A 13,530-nucleotide genomic window follows, 5' to 3' on the forward strand; every position below is an offset into this window, starting at 1 on the left:
GAGGCTAAAGGAAAAAAGTTAGTAGAGCTTGGAGAATTAACTAAACTAGCTACTGCCATAGAAGAAGAAACACCGGATGAGAGGCTCATGGAATATTTCGATGATAACAACAACCCTTTTAATGCAAAAGCAATAACAGGTTTCTTTGCTTAGGCGTCTTATGTTCATTATGCACTCTTCAGCTTATGATAAAGATTTAAAGCAACTTAGACAAGCTTTTGCCTAAGATGTATGAAAAACTAAAGCTGAGACTAACAAATGATACGCCCATGAGAAATCATGCAGAGAAAGAACTTAGGTTCAGCAATTTTTTGCGTGATAATATTGATGTCTTTAGACTTTTAGAAGATGCTGAAATCTATGGCTCTGTAGAAAAAAGAAAAGAAGCAACGATCGAGCTCATAAGGCTATTGACAATACAACCTGAGCTGAATTATAGAGGAGATAAATTTATACTAGATCTTATTTTGGATTATATAAAAGTTTTTGGAAAAGAGGTAGAAAGCTTAGAATCTGATATTAATATCTTAATCAACTTGCTGGAAAAAAGTATAGAGAGAAGAGAAATAGAAGAGAACTTAGATTCTGATATCAAAAACCGGATAAAAAAAAGGATAGAAGAAAGTAAAGACAAAAAAGAAGTGGAAAACTTAAAATCTGACATCAGTGCCTTCATTGATATAATGGATAAAAGGTTAAAAGAATTTGAAGGAAACTTAGAGGAGATTGAAAAATGTAGAAATGAAGTGGAAAAGATTGAAAAAGAAACAATGGATAAAAGAAATAAGGTAGTGGAGCAACTATCAAGATTTAGATTATCTCAAACACCTTTACCAAATTGTGCAATAAAATGATAATTAATACTGAACAAAAAGTTACATTTACTGTATATAACTATTAGGGGGAGTAGCAATAATTTAAACGAAAAAAGAAAAAAATAACACTGAACTAAAAGTGGTATATAACTATTAGGGGTAAAATAGCTTATCTAACACTCGATCTCAGCAAATAAACAGAGTAGAGAAGATTGAAGAAAGCAAAAGAAATGAAGTAATTTAGGCTTTTGGTAAGTTACGTAATTGAGAAGAAACAGCTTTGTATTTTTTTAGATGAGGCAAAAACTTTGTTTTAAGGCTAGATAGGGTACAAAATACTACCATTACCAAAGAACGCATATAATGCCCCTTAGAACTCGAATAAATGGCATTCTTAGCAATTCTATTACTGTATAGTAAACTCACAAGTAAGTTTAGCACGTTTTTTACGCTTTGTAAAGAAAAATTTAAAAAAAGTGAACAGTTTTTGTAATTTAGGTGAATATATATAACAACTCACTTAATCTGGTGAGCTGATGGTAGCACAAGATTCTTGTTATTGGCCTACAAAAACCCATTCATAGCGTATTTTGAAGAAACCAGACAGGAATCTATGCTACCAATTTAATGTTTAAATAATTTTATGATCAATGCAATAGATGTTTCAAAATGGGTTGGTTCACCTCCCGAAAAAGAATTCATCATACAAGATTGGCTCTCTATAGGGAATGTTTCATATCTCAGTGGTGATTATGAAGTTGGTAAGTCCCTTCTCGTTCAGCAATTAATGACAGCAGTTGCTACCGGAAAACCTTGGCTCAGTATAGATGTTAAACAAGTTAAGACATATGCTTTATTTTGTGAGGATGAAAAAAAAGCGCAAGCAATGTGCAATAAATGAGTTATACCAACTGAATGCAGATTCTCCTGATCTTGTCAACAATATTCGTTTATTATCTCGAGTAGGTGAAAATAATTCACTTATAGTTTTCAATGACAGCTATACGGGTCGATTAACACCTTATTTTTACGATTTGCTTGAAGACATAAAATCTTTTCAACCAAAACTTGTGATATTGGATGCAGCTTCAGATTTATTTGGAGGAGATGAAGATATCTGTACTCACCGTAGGCAATTTATGCAGCTTTGTTGTGCCAATATAGCAAGGACAGTAAATTGCGCTGTTTTGCTGTGTAAACACGATACAAATATAGATATGTGGCATAATAGGGCATTTTACTTATCTAGATCAGAAGAAGCAAGTGATGAGCGTATTCTACATTGTGGAAGGTCAAGTCACTTATTACGTTATCAAAATGGGGTTTTTGTAATTTAGGATGTCTATTTTAACACTAGACCTCGGCAAACAAACAGGCTGGGCAATTCTGACAGATGGAGTAATTCAAAGTGGCAGTGAAAATTTTCATGGTAGCCGTTTCAGCGGAGGTGGAATGCACTTCTTAAATTTTCGTAGGTGGCTCAATGAGATGAGGGAAAGATTTTCAGATATTGAAGCAGTGTATTTTGAAGAAGTGAGAAGACATCTTGGAACTGATGCAGCTCATTGCTATGGTGGTTTTTATGCCGTTCTGACTGCTTGGTGCGAGGAAAGCAATATACCTTATCAAGGTGTACCTGTCAAGACGATAAAACGTTTTATCACTGGTAAAGGCAATGCAAGTAAGGGTGAAGTTATTGAAGCTGTAAGGGGCAAAGGTTTTTTCCCTCAAGACGATAATGAAGCGGATGCTTTGGCATTGATGTTCTATGTTAATAATTTTAGTAAAGATTTTAATATGCTAAACATCCCATAGAATGTGGATCCTTCCCGCCAGCCAGGCTGCTTTGGTGGTGAAAAGCCCGATCCCTCTCTAGCGTCAGACGTATTTTAATTATTAATTTTTTAACAAATCGTTAAGAATCTCCACTAGTAATTTAATAAGAATTTCCACTAATATGAACTTAGCAATACACTACTATCCTATTGAAAATCTTGTCGAATATGGGCGCAATCCTCGTGATAATGACAAGGTAGTAAACAGAATGTGCGCTTCTATTCGGGAGTTTGGTTTTCGTATTCCGATAGTTGCAAAAAGCGATGGCACTGTGGTAGATGGTCATTTACGCCTTAAAGCAGCAAGAAAACTGGGTATGGAAAGTATTCCAGTGGTGCTCAGTGATAACTTAAGTGAAGCCCAAACCAAATTTTCGGTTACTGGCCAATCAATCAGCTAACTGGGCAAAGTGGGACGATGATCTTTTGAAGGTAGAAATTCAAGAGTTAGAAGATTTGCAGTTTGACCTCAAAATGACCGGATTTGAGCTAGAAAAAGTCCAACGCTTTCTCGACGACATTGATGGAAAAGAAGAGGTAGAAAGAGGAGAAAAAGAAATTTCAGAGCTCGTTGATAAAAAGTCAGTAGTGTCAAAACCAGGAGATCTATGGATTTTAGGTGGTCATCGAATCTACTGTGGCGATAGTTGTCTGGTTGAATCATTTAAAGCGGTATTAGACGATAAAATGGCAGATATTACCGTGTGTGACCCTCCGTATAACGTAGCATATGGTGACAGTCAGGAAAGGGAAGACAAAAAAATACTAAACGATGATCAAGGTGAAAAATACGAATTTTTTCTGTATGACATTTGTACTCATGTTTTAGCAAACACCAAAGGGGCAATTTACATCTGTGCATCATCATCAGAGCTTTCGACCTTGCAGAAGGTATTTGAAGAAGCAGGAGGAAGGTGGTCAACGTTCATAATTTGGGTAAAGAATCATTTTACACTGGGGAGATCTGATTATCAAAGACAATACGAAACAATACTCTACGGTTGGAAAAACGGCAATAAACGTGAGTGGCATGGAGGACGTAATCAAAGTGATCTCTGGTTTTACGATAAGCCAACATACAACTCACTGCACCCAACGATGAAATCAGTGGAGTTAATGGAGAGAGCGATAGTAAACAGCAGTAGACCAGGGGACATAGTTCTTGATCCATTTAGCGGGTCTGGGAGTACGTTGATTGCGTGTGAGAGGACAGGAAGAATCTGTAGAACCATAGAACTTGATCCCGCCTTCGTCGATGTAACGATAAAGCGTTGGCAGGTGTATACGGGAAGAGATTCCACCCTTTTCGGTTCTGGTAAAACTTTTGCGCAAATTCAAGAATCAAGACAGCAAGGGGCGAAATAAGGAAAAAAAGAGGGGAAAGAAAGGTGAAAAGAGGGAAAATCACGCAGACAGAATGGGCAAGAGAACTAGGAGTTTCAAAGCAATACGTCTGTTATTTAGTAAAAAAAGGAATAGTTGAGCTGGAGGATGGTTTGATTGACCGAGAACAAGCAAATGAAGCGGTGGCAGCAATACGAGATCCAAGTCAACCACTGAGGAGAAAAAATCCAGAAGGTGAAGAAAGGGGAGATAATAAACTTTCCACGATGTTGCTAAAAACGCGGATAAAAAATGAGATGGAGCGGGGAAAACTGCTTGAGGCAAAAGCTGAAATTGGTGAACTTATCTCAGTAGAAGAAGTAAAGACTGAAGCATTTAACGTGGCAAGAGTAGTGAGAAATAATCTTTTGAATATCCCAGACAGAGTATCAGCATTACTGGCATCGATGAATGACACAGAGAAGATCCATGAGACGTTAACAGAAGAGATTACCAATGCCCTCGAAGAATTATCGAAAAATACATTTTAATGACTGCTGTTAATTTATATTCAAATAATTTAAAATTATTAAAGAAAATTAGTAGACGCCTTATAATAATAGGCTCAATAGCTATAAGCATCTCTATTTCTACAGCGTATGCAGGAATAATTGCAGTCATTATTCTAAGTTGTTTTGCTAAAGATGCAACTGATGTCTACTGCAAACGTTCTATTCTGACCGATGTGAAAGTAGCAAAATTTCAGCAGCAAATAACACTATGATTTATAGCAATAGCTTTTGTATAGGGCTGAAGCCAGATTCACCACTTAAAGTATCAGAGTGGGCAGATAAGAATCGTCAACTTTCAACGATAGCGTCATCAGAGCCAGGAAAATGGAGAACAGAGAGAACGCCATACCTCAGAGAAATAATGGATTCACTGTCGCCATCTTCATCGGCTGAAAAAGTAATATTCATGAAAGGAGCGCAGATAGGAGGAACAGAGGCAGGAAATAACTGGATCGGCTATATTATCGATCAAACACCAGTCCCTATGCTGGTAGTACAGCCAACAGTAGAAATGGGCAAGCGTTGGTCAAAGGGAAGATTTGCGCCGCTCATTGAAGATACATCATGTTTAAGGAGTAAAATAAAAGATCCAAGGTCGAGAGATTCAGGCAACACTGTACAAAGTAAGGAATTTCCGGGAGGAACGGTAGTAGTAACTGGAGCAAACAGTCCAGTGGGTCTGCGTTCAATGCCGGTAAAATATCTTTTTCTTGATGAAGTAGATGCATATCCAGGAGATCCAGTTTTACTCAGCATAGCCCGAACTAATACTTTTGCCCGTCGAAAGATTTTTTTGGTTTCAACACCAACGGTTCATGGAATAAGCAGAATAGAGAAGGAATTTGAGAGTTCAGACAAACGATACTTTTTTGTACCTTGTCCACATTGTGATCACTATCAGGTGCTGAAATGGCCACAGATAAAGTGGGAAGATAAAGAACCCTCAACAGCCCACTACGTTTGCATAGAGTGTAGGGGAGAAATAAAAAATCATCAGAAAACAGAGATGCTAGCTAGAGGTGAATGGAGAGCTACAGGGAAAGAAGGAAAAAAAGAGGCAAAAGAAGGGGCAAAAATAGGATTCCACCTTTCAAGCTTGTATAGCCCAGTAGGCTGGTATAGTTGGAAACAAGCAGTAGAAGATTATCTGCATAGTAAAGAAAATGAGCAATTATTAAAAGTTTGGATCAACACAACGCTGGGAGAAACCTGGGTAGATAAAGGAGAAGTACCAGACTGGAAGCAACTATTTGAGCGTCGAGAAAATTTTCCGATAGGTACGGTGCCAAAAGGTGGAAAAATAGTGTTAACGGCAGGGGTTGATGTACAAAAAGATCGTTTAGAGGCAGAGATTGTAGCATGGGGAAGAAACCGAGAAAGTTGGTCAATAGACTACCAGGTATTTGAAGGAGATCCGGGAGGGGAAGAAGTATGGGGAAAACTTTCGGAATTATTAAATCATCATTTTATCGGTGAAAATGGGCTTGAATACATGATAAGTATGATGGCGGTAGATGCAGGGTATGCAACGCAAGAGGTTTATAACTGGGTAAGAGGTCACCAAGGCTCTGGGAGAGTAATGGCAGTAAAAGGGGCAAACAAAGCGCTAGTGCCACTTAACAGCCCAAGTAGAGTAGATGTAACAGTTAGCGGACAAAAGCTAAAGAGAGGAATGAAGCTGTGGCCAGTTGGGGTATCGATATTGAAGTCCGAGCTTTTCCAATTACTTAATGTTTTAACAGAAGGGGCTCCGGGGTATTGTCATTTTCCAGAGTATCCACCTGAATATTTTAAGCAGCTAACCGCAGAGCAACTAATTACCAAGGTAGTAAAAGGGTATACCAAACAAGAATGGCAAAAGATAAGAGACCGAAATGAAGTACTAGATTGCAGAGTTTATGCAAGAGCAGCATCGATAGCACTGGGAATAGATAGATGGCCAGAGAGTAAATGGGAAAGTTTAGCAGGTGAAAAAGCTAAAAAGGCAAAAAGAGTGAGAAAAAGTAAGTGGCTGAGTGAGCAAAATGTATAGTGAAGAATACTTAGCACAAGTAGAAGAAGCGATAAAGAAGCTACAGAGCGGGGAAAGGGTTGTCTCAATTGCATATGGTGACCATGTAGTTCGGTATGGGGAAGTTCAAATAAAGGATTTATTGGAGCTCAGGCAACGAATCAAAGCAGAGTTAAAAGTTGCAGGTGTGAAGCCGAAGAGAAAGATTGTTATTGCAACTAGTAAAGGAGTTATATGAGAAGTTATATGATGGAAAATGAATACCCAGACTTTTTGGAGCATTTAAGGTATATTATAGCCACTGGTACACCAGGGATGCTTGTAAATGCAATAATAGACATTTCCCATTGGAATAAAAATGTAGATTTCAAATTAGCTAAAGAAGATGGTATAGCTGGCATCATTCATAAAGCAACGCAAGGGGTGAAGTACATAGATCCTGAGTATGCAAAAAGAAGAAAAGCCGCTGAAGAAGAGGAATTGCTTTGGGGAGCATACCATTTTGGTATCGGGGAAAAAAGCGGCAGAGACCAAGCTGATCATTTTTTAGAGACAATTGGCGATAGTTCAAGTATATTGCTAGCCCTCGACATTGAAGAAAATAAAGATGGAGAAAGTATAACACCAAAACAAGCTGAAGACTTTGTTAATCGGGTTTATGTAGTAACGGGACGTTTGCCGTTAATTTATGGAAATGCGTATTTTCTCAAGGATTTTTCCACTCCAACTTTAACTGAATGCTCACTATGGTTATCAAAATGGGGAGCAGAGCCAACACTACCAATAGGATGGAAAAAATGGACTTTATGGCAGTATACCGATGGTAAAACAGGTCCTAAACCAAATTCAGTAGAAGGCATAGGACCATGCGATAGGAACAAATTCAACGGGACATTGGAAGAGTTACAAGATTTTTGGATATCATGATGTTACTAAAAACCTTCAAACAATTATTCCGCAAACCAAAAATCAAGAGCTCAGCCTGGGATGCATCAGGTTCAGGAAGGAGATTATTGCACTTTCAACCAGAGTCAGGAAGTATAAATAGCTTACTTTCCCAGAGCCTTGAACACCTGCGTAGTCGTTCACGTGACATGGTAAGAAAGAACTCCTATGCAGCAAACATAATCGATACGATAGTGAGTAATTGCGTTGGGACAGGAATAAAACCGCAATCAAAAGCCAAGGATGCAGAGTTTCGGAAAAAAGTGCAAGAGTTATGGCTGAGATGGACAGATGAAGCAGACAGTAGCGGAGCAAGTGATTTTTATGGATTACAAGCTCTTGTATGTAGAAGCATGATAGAAGGAGGAGAATGTTTTGTAAGACTCCGAACAAGAAAACGAGAAGATGGTCTTTGTGTGCCGTTGCAATTACAAGTACTTGAGTCAGAGCATTTAGACAATAAGAGCAATCAAACCCTTGCCAACGGTAATGTAATTAGAAACGGCATTGAATTTAACCGACTTGGGCAAAGAGAAGCGTATTACCTATTTAGAGAACATCCAGGTGAAGGCTCGTTTGGCGAATCAGTGAGAGTGCCAGCAAATGATGTTTTACATATCTATAGACTACAGAGGCCCGGGCAGATTCGAGGAGTACCGTGGCTTTCTACAGTACTTTTAAAGCTCTATGAACTTGATCAATACGATGATGCAGAGCTGGTGAGAAAAAAGACTGCAGCGATGTTTGCAGGGTTTATTACGAGACTTGATCCTGAAGCAAACATCATGGGAGAAGGAGAAAGCAATGAGCAAGGAGTAGCATTATCGGGCTTAGAACCTGGAACTATGCAGCTTTTAGACCCTGGAGAAGATATAAAATTTTCCGAATCATCAGATGTAGGAGGAAGTTATGAAGCATTCATGAAGCAGCAACTGAGGGCAATAGCAGTAGGCATGGGAATAACTTACGAGCAGCTAACAGGAGATCTAAGTGGTGTCAATTATTCATCAATAAGAGCTGGGTTAATAGAGTTTCGTAGGAGGTGCGGAATGTTACAGCATAACATAATGGTATTTCAATTTTGCCGTCCGGTATGGGATAGGTGGTTAGAATTAGCAATACTATCTGGAGAACTGGACATAGGTGAAGAATGGGCAAAAGAAGCGGCGAAAGAGGTAAAATGGATAGCACAAGGATTTGATTGGGTAGATCCACTAAAAGACCAGCAAGCACAGCAAATGGCGGTAAGGAATGGGTTTAAGAGCAGGTCGGAGGTGGTTTCGGAACTTGGTTATGATATAGAGGAAATAGACCAGGAGATTGCTGAAGATCAAAGGCGTGCTAGTTCCTTGGGATTAGGTTTTGATTCTGACGTTACTACCAATCAAGAGATAATATGAAAAACCAAGCGATATGGCTGAATAAGCCGATGATGATAGAGCAAAGAAGTTTTGATTTATTGTCATTAAATGCAGGAAAGCAGCCGATTTTTAAAAACATAAAACATGCAGTAAGAAATAGTGAAAGGGGAATAAAAGTAATACCAATACATGGAATCTTGACGAAGAATTCAGAAGCTTTTGATGATGTGTTGGGGATGACATCGTATGAGAAGATACGTGAAGAGATAGAAGAAGCTTTAATAGATGAAGAAGTAGAAACAATAATTTTGGATATAGACAGCCCTGGAGGAGAAGTAAACGGTTTATTTGACCTTGCTGATTTTATCTACAGTGCAAGAGGAAAAAAGAGGATAATAGCGATAGCAAATGATGATGCATATTCTGCAGCGTATGCGATAGCGTCAAGTGCTGAAGAAGTATTGGTAACGAGAACATCAGGAGTAGGAAGCATAGGAGTAATAGCAAGTCATATAGATCAAAGTGGATTTGATGAAAAGCAAGGGATAAAATATACAACTGTTTTTGCTGGAAGTCGAAAGAACGATTTAAATCCGCATGAGCCAATAACATCAGAAAGTGTGGAAAGCTTACAAGAGGAAGTAGACCGCCTATATGAAATGCTTTCCCGTCTCATAGCAAGAAACAGAAATTTGTCCACGGAAAGAATCAAATCAACAGAAGCAGGGCTATATTTTGGCGAGAAAGCAATAGAGATTGGACTTGCTGATGAAGTAATAACATATTCTGAATTTATTAATAATCATAGAAGTAGGAGTTTTAGTATGACAAAAGAACAAGCAATAGATATTGATGATCTAATTGAGCAAGGAAGATGTTTAGGCTACGAGAACTGTCGTAGAGAAGTATTAGAGGTGATACGATTATGTAATTTATCAAAGATGCCAGAGAAGATAGGAGAATTTATCGAACAGAATGTAAATGCAAAACAAGCCCAAGAAATATTAATGTCGATACTAGCAGAGAGAACGAAGAAGACAGAGATACTGAGTACAATACCACAAAGTTCATCAGAAGATTTAATGATGCAGGTAGCTAAAGCCCGCATACAATCAGGTATTTAAGACATTCTAGTAGTTGCATATCTCATAACCGCGGAATATAGCAATAACAAACGCCGCGGTAAACAAATAGCTAAAACGCGCCACAACTATAACCGCGGCGTATAATCAATATAAACACAGCGGAATAAACAAAGGTAAAAAAGGGAGAAAAACATGACAAGTATAACAGAAGGAAATAATTTAGGCGATCTTCTAAAATATGAAGTGTCTAATCTATACTCAAGAGACCAAATAACAGTAGCAAAGGGGCAGAACCTAAAGCTTGGTACGGTTGTTGGTTGTGATAAAGATGATCTAATTAAAATTATAAATGCAACGGCCACAGACGGCACGCAAACAGCGATAGGTGTAATAACAAGTGATGTAAACGCAAAGGAAAACACCAAAGCGGTAATCATTACACGTATAGCAATGCTAGCTGATCATGCAGTTGTGTGGCCAGCAAATATAACAGAAGAGCAAAAAGCTGCAGCAATAAAACAACTTGACGCACGAGGCGTTATCATCCGCAAGGGAGTTTAACGAGCTACCAGACTCAGCAACTCACGAAGAGCAGAAAGCTGCAGCAATAAAGCAACTTGAAGCACGTGGCATAGTCATCCGCAAGGGAGTTTAACGAGCTACCAGACTCAGCAACTTACATAGAAACAACTTAAAACACACAGCATTAAAGGGAAAGGGGAAAGAATGCAAAATCCATTTACAAATCCAGCATTTAGTATGACGGAATTAACTAAAGCAATAAACATATTGCCGATAAATTATGGTCGAACAGAAAGCTTAAATTTATTTCCAAGTAGATCAGTAAGATTTCGACATATTACGATAGAAGAGCAAAACGGAGTATTGAGTTTATTACCAACGCAAGTTCCGGGAGCGCCTGCAACAGTGGGAAAACGTGGAAAACGAAAAATAAGAACATTTACGATACCACATATTCCCCATGATGACGTAGTGTTACCCGAGGAAGTGCAAGGGATAAGGGCATTTGGGTCAGAAAGCGAACTTACAGCACTGGCGAGTGTAGTAACAGATCACCTGGAATTGATGAGAAACAAACACGCGATAACGTTAGAACATTTGCGGATGGGTGCGTTGAAGGGAATCATTCTTGATGCAGATGGGTCAGAGTTATTAAACCTTTATAACGAATTTGAAATTACACCGAAAGTAGTAAATTTTGCGCTGGGAACAGCAACCACCGATGTAAAGCGTAAGTGTCTGGAAGTATTGAGGCATGTTGAGGACAACTTAAGTGGTGAATATATGACGGGGATTCATGCGCTGGTCAGTCCTGAGTTTTTCGATGCATTAACTTCTCATACCAAGGTAAAAGAAGCATACGAGAGATGGCAAGAAGGAGCAGCATTAAGGAACGACATGAAATCAGGATTTACGTTCTGTGGAATAACATTTGAGGAGTATAGAGGGCAAGCAACCGACCCTGAAGGAATTGTGAGAAGATTTATAGAAAAAGATACGGGACACTGTTTTCCACTTGGTACAGCAAGCACATTTACTACTTACTTTGCCCCAGCGGACTTCAATGAAACAGTAAATACACTAGGGCAACCGTTATATGCAAAACAAGAGCCAAGGAGATTTGATAGAGGGACTGACCTTCATACCCAATCAAACCCTTTGCCGATGTGTCACCGTCCGGGGATATCAGTAAAAATCATTGCAGCATAGAGGAGCCAAAAAGGAGAGAATGACTTCAATCAAACCCTCCTACCAATATAGCCACTTTCTTAGCGTGCTTCTTAAGTTACTATATAAAGGTAAGGTATGCAAGAAAAAATAAAAAGATTATTTAAAGATTGTTTTGCACACCTGGGAGAGCAAGCGTTGTATGAATCAAAGGATAAGTCATACATGGTGCAGATATTAAAGCAACAGCCAGATAAATTATACGGGATTGGTGAAGGACAATTTGTAGGAGAAATTTTGACTTTAGAAGTAAGTGTGTTTGATGTATTAAAGCCAATGGTGGGAGATACTTTTTCCATAGGTAGGTGTAGATACAGAGTACATTCACCGCCGCTCAGGGATAATTCGGGAATGATCTGGAAAATTCAAGCGTCAGGGGTGTAGATGCGTATTAACATCGAGGTGACCGGTAGTATTGAAAAGGTAATACAAAGTATAGATGCTGAAAGGAAAAAAGTGGAAAAAGCGACGATGAGGGCATTAAACAAAACAGCACTATGGGTAAGATCGCAAACTGTCAAACAAGTTAGCGAAGAAAAACAAATACCAAAAAAAGCAATGAGAAAAAAGTTAAGTGTGGATAAAGCAAATAGAAAGCGTTTGTGGTCGGTAGTAAAGCTCAGTTCCCAGTGGATAGGAGTAGCAAAACTTGGGAGTATAAAACAGACAAAAATAGGGGCAAAGGCAGGAAACCGTATGTATGAAGGAGCATTCATAGCGATAATGAAAAATGGTCATATAGGAATATTCAGAAGAAGGTATACCACGTCTTTGCCAATAGATGAAATTAAAATAAACACCCATGCTCGGGAAACAATGAAAGAGTTAGTTGATAATGAAGTAGAAAGAGTATTTGAGAAGTATTTCGACCATGAACTTAATTTTATTTTAAGAGGATCATAACGTATGTTTTGGAGAGATCTACATCAGAAGATTTGTAAAACGCTAAAAGAAGAAATCCCAGCAATACAGACATGTGAAGTGTATCCAACAATAAGAAAAGAATTATTAGCGCCAGCGTTATTTGTAGAGCTTGTGAGTTTAGAACCGGGAAAAGATCCTGGAACAGAGTAATTGGCACTTAGAGCAAGATTTGAGGCGAGAGTGGTAGTTGATAGTACAGTAGAAAACGCCTCGATAATTGTGAGATCATTAGCAGCAGAAGTAGCAAGAGTAGTAAATAAAAATACTTGGAACGTGAAAAATGTTTCACCAGGAGAATTTATATCAGGAGGAGGAGATGATTTTAGGCCAGAGTTGGATGCGTATTTAGTGTGGATGGTGGACTGGGTGCATGAGTTGCATCTTGGTAAATCTATTTGGGAAAAGGGAAAAATTAAGGCACATAGAATAAACGTGGGAAATATAAATGTTGGACCATAATTTTGCGATTGCAGAGCTAAATAGAAGGCTAGCGAATATTATTCGTATAGGTCTAGTTAAAGAAGTGGACTATGAAAAAGCGAGAATGCGGGTAAAAATAGGAGAATTTATAACCGATTGGCTTCCGTGGGTAACGGCAAGAGCAGGAGAAGATAGAAGTTGGTTTGCGCTGAATATTGATGAGCAAGTAATAGTATTATCGCCATTTGGGGAATTATCTTTGGGGGTAGTATTACCAGCAATATATCAGGAGAAATATCCGCCTCCAGAGAATAAAAAGGAAATAAGTAGTGTAGTATTTAAAGATGGGACAAAGTTATCATATAACCAAGAAAAGCACCATCTTAAGATAGATGTAGTAGATAAAATAACGTTGAAAGTAGGAGAATCAAGCATAGAGATGACAAAAAAAGGAATAAAACTCAAAGCAAAAAGAATAGATTTAAACTAA

At 38.4% G+C, this 13,530-nt stretch carries 16 protein-coding genes and 2 pseudogenes; all 18 read left to right on the forward strand.

Annotated features, from left to right (window positions below; translation table 11 throughout):
* The first annotated feature begins 218 nt into the window (after window positions 1-218).
* The 18 genes and pseudogenes from OPR48_RS02745 (at window position 219) to OPR48_RS02830 (ending at window position 13,530) form a co-directional block, all read left to right on the forward strand.
* Window positions 219-854: a hypothetical protein gene (locus tag OPR48_RS02745; RefSeq protein WP_265026477.1), complete on the forward strand. Its 636-nt coding sequence runs from the start codon at window positions 219-221 to the stop codon at window positions 852-854.
* A gap of 604 nt (window positions 855-1,458) precedes the next feature.
* Entirely contained in the window at window positions 1,459-1,716 is a 258-nt protein-coding gene (locus OPR48_RS02750; protein ID WP_265026478.1) for an AAA family ATPase, read from the forward strand.
* The gene (locus OPR48_RS02755) at window positions 1,682-2,152 is read left to right on the forward strand and encodes an AAA family ATPase (RefSeq protein ID WP_265026479.1); all 471 of its coding nucleotides are present in this window, start codon (window positions 1,682-1,684) and stop codon (window positions 2,150-2,152) included. Before OPR48_RS02750 ends, OPR48_RS02755 begins: the two co-directional genes overlap by 35 nt.
* A 1-nt stretch (window position 2,153) precedes the next feature.
* The gene (locus OPR48_RS02760; RefSeq protein WP_265026480.1) at window positions 2,154-2,630 is read left to right on the forward strand and encodes a crossover junction endodeoxyribonuclease RuvC; all 477 of its coding nucleotides are present in this window, start codon (window positions 2,154-2,156) and stop codon (window positions 2,628-2,630) included.
* 142 nt (window positions 2,631-2,772) lie between these two features.
* Window positions 2,773-4,015: pseudogene (locus OPR48_RS02765) on the forward strand (DNA modification methylase).
* A gap of 23 nt (window positions 4,016-4,038) precedes the next feature.
* Entirely contained in the window at window positions 4,039-4,524 is a 486-nt protein-coding gene (locus OPR48_RS02770; RefSeq protein WP_265026481.1) for a hypothetical protein, read from the forward strand.
* On the forward strand, window positions 4,524-4,757 hold the full coding sequence (locus OPR48_RS02775) for a hypothetical protein (protein ID WP_265026482.1): 234 nt from the start codon (window positions 4,524-4,526) through the stop codon (window positions 4,755-4,757). The genes OPR48_RS02770 and OPR48_RS02775 overlap by 1 nt, the downstream gene beginning before the upstream one ends.
* Window positions 4,754-6,577: a phage terminase large subunit family protein gene (locus tag OPR48_RS02780; protein WP_265026483.1), complete on the forward strand. Its 1,824-nt coding sequence runs from the start codon at window positions 4,754-4,756 to the stop codon at window positions 6,575-6,577. The genes OPR48_RS02775 and OPR48_RS02780 overlap by 4 nt, the downstream gene beginning before the upstream one ends.
* Window positions 6,570-6,794 carry a gpW family protein gene (locus OPR48_RS02785; protein WP_265026484.1) on the forward strand — a complete coding sequence of 75 codons (225 nt, stop codon included), beginning with the start codon at window positions 6,570-6,572 and terminating at the stop codon, window positions 6,792-6,794. The genes OPR48_RS02780 and OPR48_RS02785 overlap by 8 nt, the downstream gene beginning before the upstream one ends.
* Window positions 6,791-7,483 (forward strand): glycoside hydrolase family 25 protein, encoded by a 693-nt coding sequence (locus tag OPR48_RS02790; RefSeq protein ID WP_265026485.1) that lies wholly within the window; start codon window positions 6,791-6,793, stop codon window positions 7,481-7,483. Before OPR48_RS02785 ends, OPR48_RS02790 begins: the two co-directional genes overlap by 4 nt.
* A complete protein-coding gene (locus tag OPR48_RS02795) occupies window positions 7,483-8,901 on the forward strand; it encodes a phage portal protein (protein ID WP_265026611.1) in 1,419 nt (472 codons plus the stop codon). The genes OPR48_RS02790 and OPR48_RS02795 overlap by 1 nt, the downstream gene beginning before the upstream one ends.
* Window positions 8,898-9,986, forward strand: a complete 1,089-nt coding sequence (locus tag OPR48_RS02800; protein ID WP_265026486.1) for a S49 family peptidase — start codon at window positions 8,898-8,900, stop codon at window positions 9,984-9,986. Before OPR48_RS02795 ends, OPR48_RS02800 begins: the two co-directional genes overlap by 4 nt.
* A gap of 153 nt (window positions 9,987-10,139) precedes the next feature.
* Window positions 10,140-10,508: a head decoration protein gene (locus tag OPR48_RS02805; protein WP_265026487.1), complete on the forward strand. Its 369-nt coding sequence runs from the start codon at window positions 10,140-10,142 to the stop codon at window positions 10,506-10,508.
* A 165-nt stretch (window positions 10,509-10,673) separates the two neighbouring features.
* Complete coding sequence (locus OPR48_RS02810) at window positions 10,674-11,678, forward strand: major capsid protein (RefSeq protein ID WP_265026488.1); 1,005 nt, start codon at window positions 10,674-10,676, stop codon at window positions 11,676-11,678.
* A gap of 96 nt (window positions 11,679-11,774) precedes the next feature.
* Window positions 11,775-12,080 carry a head-tail joining protein gene (locus OPR48_RS02815; protein WP_265026489.1) on the forward strand — a complete coding sequence of 102 codons (306 nt, stop codon included), beginning with the start codon at window positions 11,775-11,777 and terminating at the stop codon, window positions 12,078-12,080.
* Window positions 12,081-12,599, forward strand: coding sequence for a phage tail protein (locus tag OPR48_RS02820; protein WP_265026490.1), 519 nt, complete (start codon window positions 12,081-12,083; stop codon window positions 12,597-12,599).
* 3 nt (window positions 12,600-12,602) lie between these two features.
* Window positions 12,603-13,079, forward strand: a pseudogene (locus tag OPR48_RS02825) (hypothetical protein).
* On the forward strand, window positions 13,066-13,530 hold the full coding sequence (locus OPR48_RS02830; RefSeq protein ID WP_265026491.1) for a phage baseplate assembly protein V: 465 nt from the start codon (window positions 13,066-13,068) through the stop codon (window positions 13,528-13,530). The pseudogene OPR48_RS02825 and the gene OPR48_RS02830 overlap by 14 nt, the downstream one beginning before the upstream one ends.

The sequence above is a fragment of the Wolbachia endosymbiont (group A) of Bibio marci genome (assembly GCF_947251645.1).
Lineage (GTDB): Bacteria > Pseudomonadota > Alphaproteobacteria > Rickettsiales > Anaplasmataceae > Wolbachia.

Excerpts from the sequence above, each read along its gene's own strand:
- OPR48_RS02785 (WP_265026484.1), top strand. The coding sequence starts at position 6,570 with ATGTATAGTGAAGAATACTTAGCACAAGTAGAAGAAGCGATAAAGAAG.
- OPR48_RS02755 (WP_265026479.1), top strand. The coding sequence starts at position 1,682 with ATGAAAAAAAAGCGCAAGCAATGTGCAATAAATGAGTTATACCAACTG.
- OPR48_RS02760 (WP_265026480.1), top strand. The coding sequence starts at position 2,154 with ATGTCTATTTTAACACTAGACCTCGGCAAACAAACAGGCTGGGCAATT.
- OPR48_RS02810 (WP_265026488.1), top strand. The coding sequence starts at position 10,674 with ATGCAAAATCCATTTACAAATCCAGCATTTAGTATGACGGAATTAACT.
- OPR48_RS02815 (WP_265026489.1), top strand. The coding sequence starts at position 11,775 with ATGCAAGAAAAAATAAAAAGATTATTTAAAGATTGTTTTGCACACCTG.
- OPR48_RS02750 (WP_265026478.1), top strand. The coding sequence starts at position 1,459 with ATGATCAATGCAATAGATGTTTCAAAATGGGTTGGTTCACCTCCCGAA.
- OPR48_RS02830 (WP_265026491.1), top strand. The coding sequence starts at position 13,066 with ATGTTGGACCATAATTTTGCGATTGCAGAGCTAAATAGAAGGCTAGCG.
- OPR48_RS02800 (WP_265026486.1), top strand. The coding sequence starts at position 8,898 with ATGAAAAACCAAGCGATATGGCTGAATAAGCCGATGATGATAGAGCAA.
- OPR48_RS02805 (WP_265026487.1), top strand. The coding sequence starts at position 10,140 with ATGACAAGTATAACAGAAGGAAATAATTTAGGCGATCTTCTAAAATAT.
- OPR48_RS02780 (WP_265026483.1), top strand. The coding sequence starts at position 4,754 with ATGATTTATAGCAATAGCTTTTGTATAGGGCTGAAGCCAGATTCACCA.
- OPR48_RS02775 (WP_265026482.1), top strand. The coding sequence starts at position 4,524 with ATGACTGCTGTTAATTTATATTCAAATAATTTAAAATTATTAAAGAAA.
- OPR48_RS02795 (WP_265026611.1), top strand. The coding sequence starts at position 7,483 with ATGTTACTAAAAACCTTCAAACAATTATTCCGCAAACCAAAAATCAAG.
- OPR48_RS02820 (WP_265026490.1), top strand. The coding sequence starts at position 12,081 with ATGCGTATTAACATCGAGGTGACCGGTAGTATTGAAAAGGTAATACAA.
- OPR48_RS02790 (WP_265026485.1), top strand. The coding sequence starts at position 6,791 with ATGAGAAGTTATATGATGGAAAATGAATACCCAGACTTTTTGGAGCAT.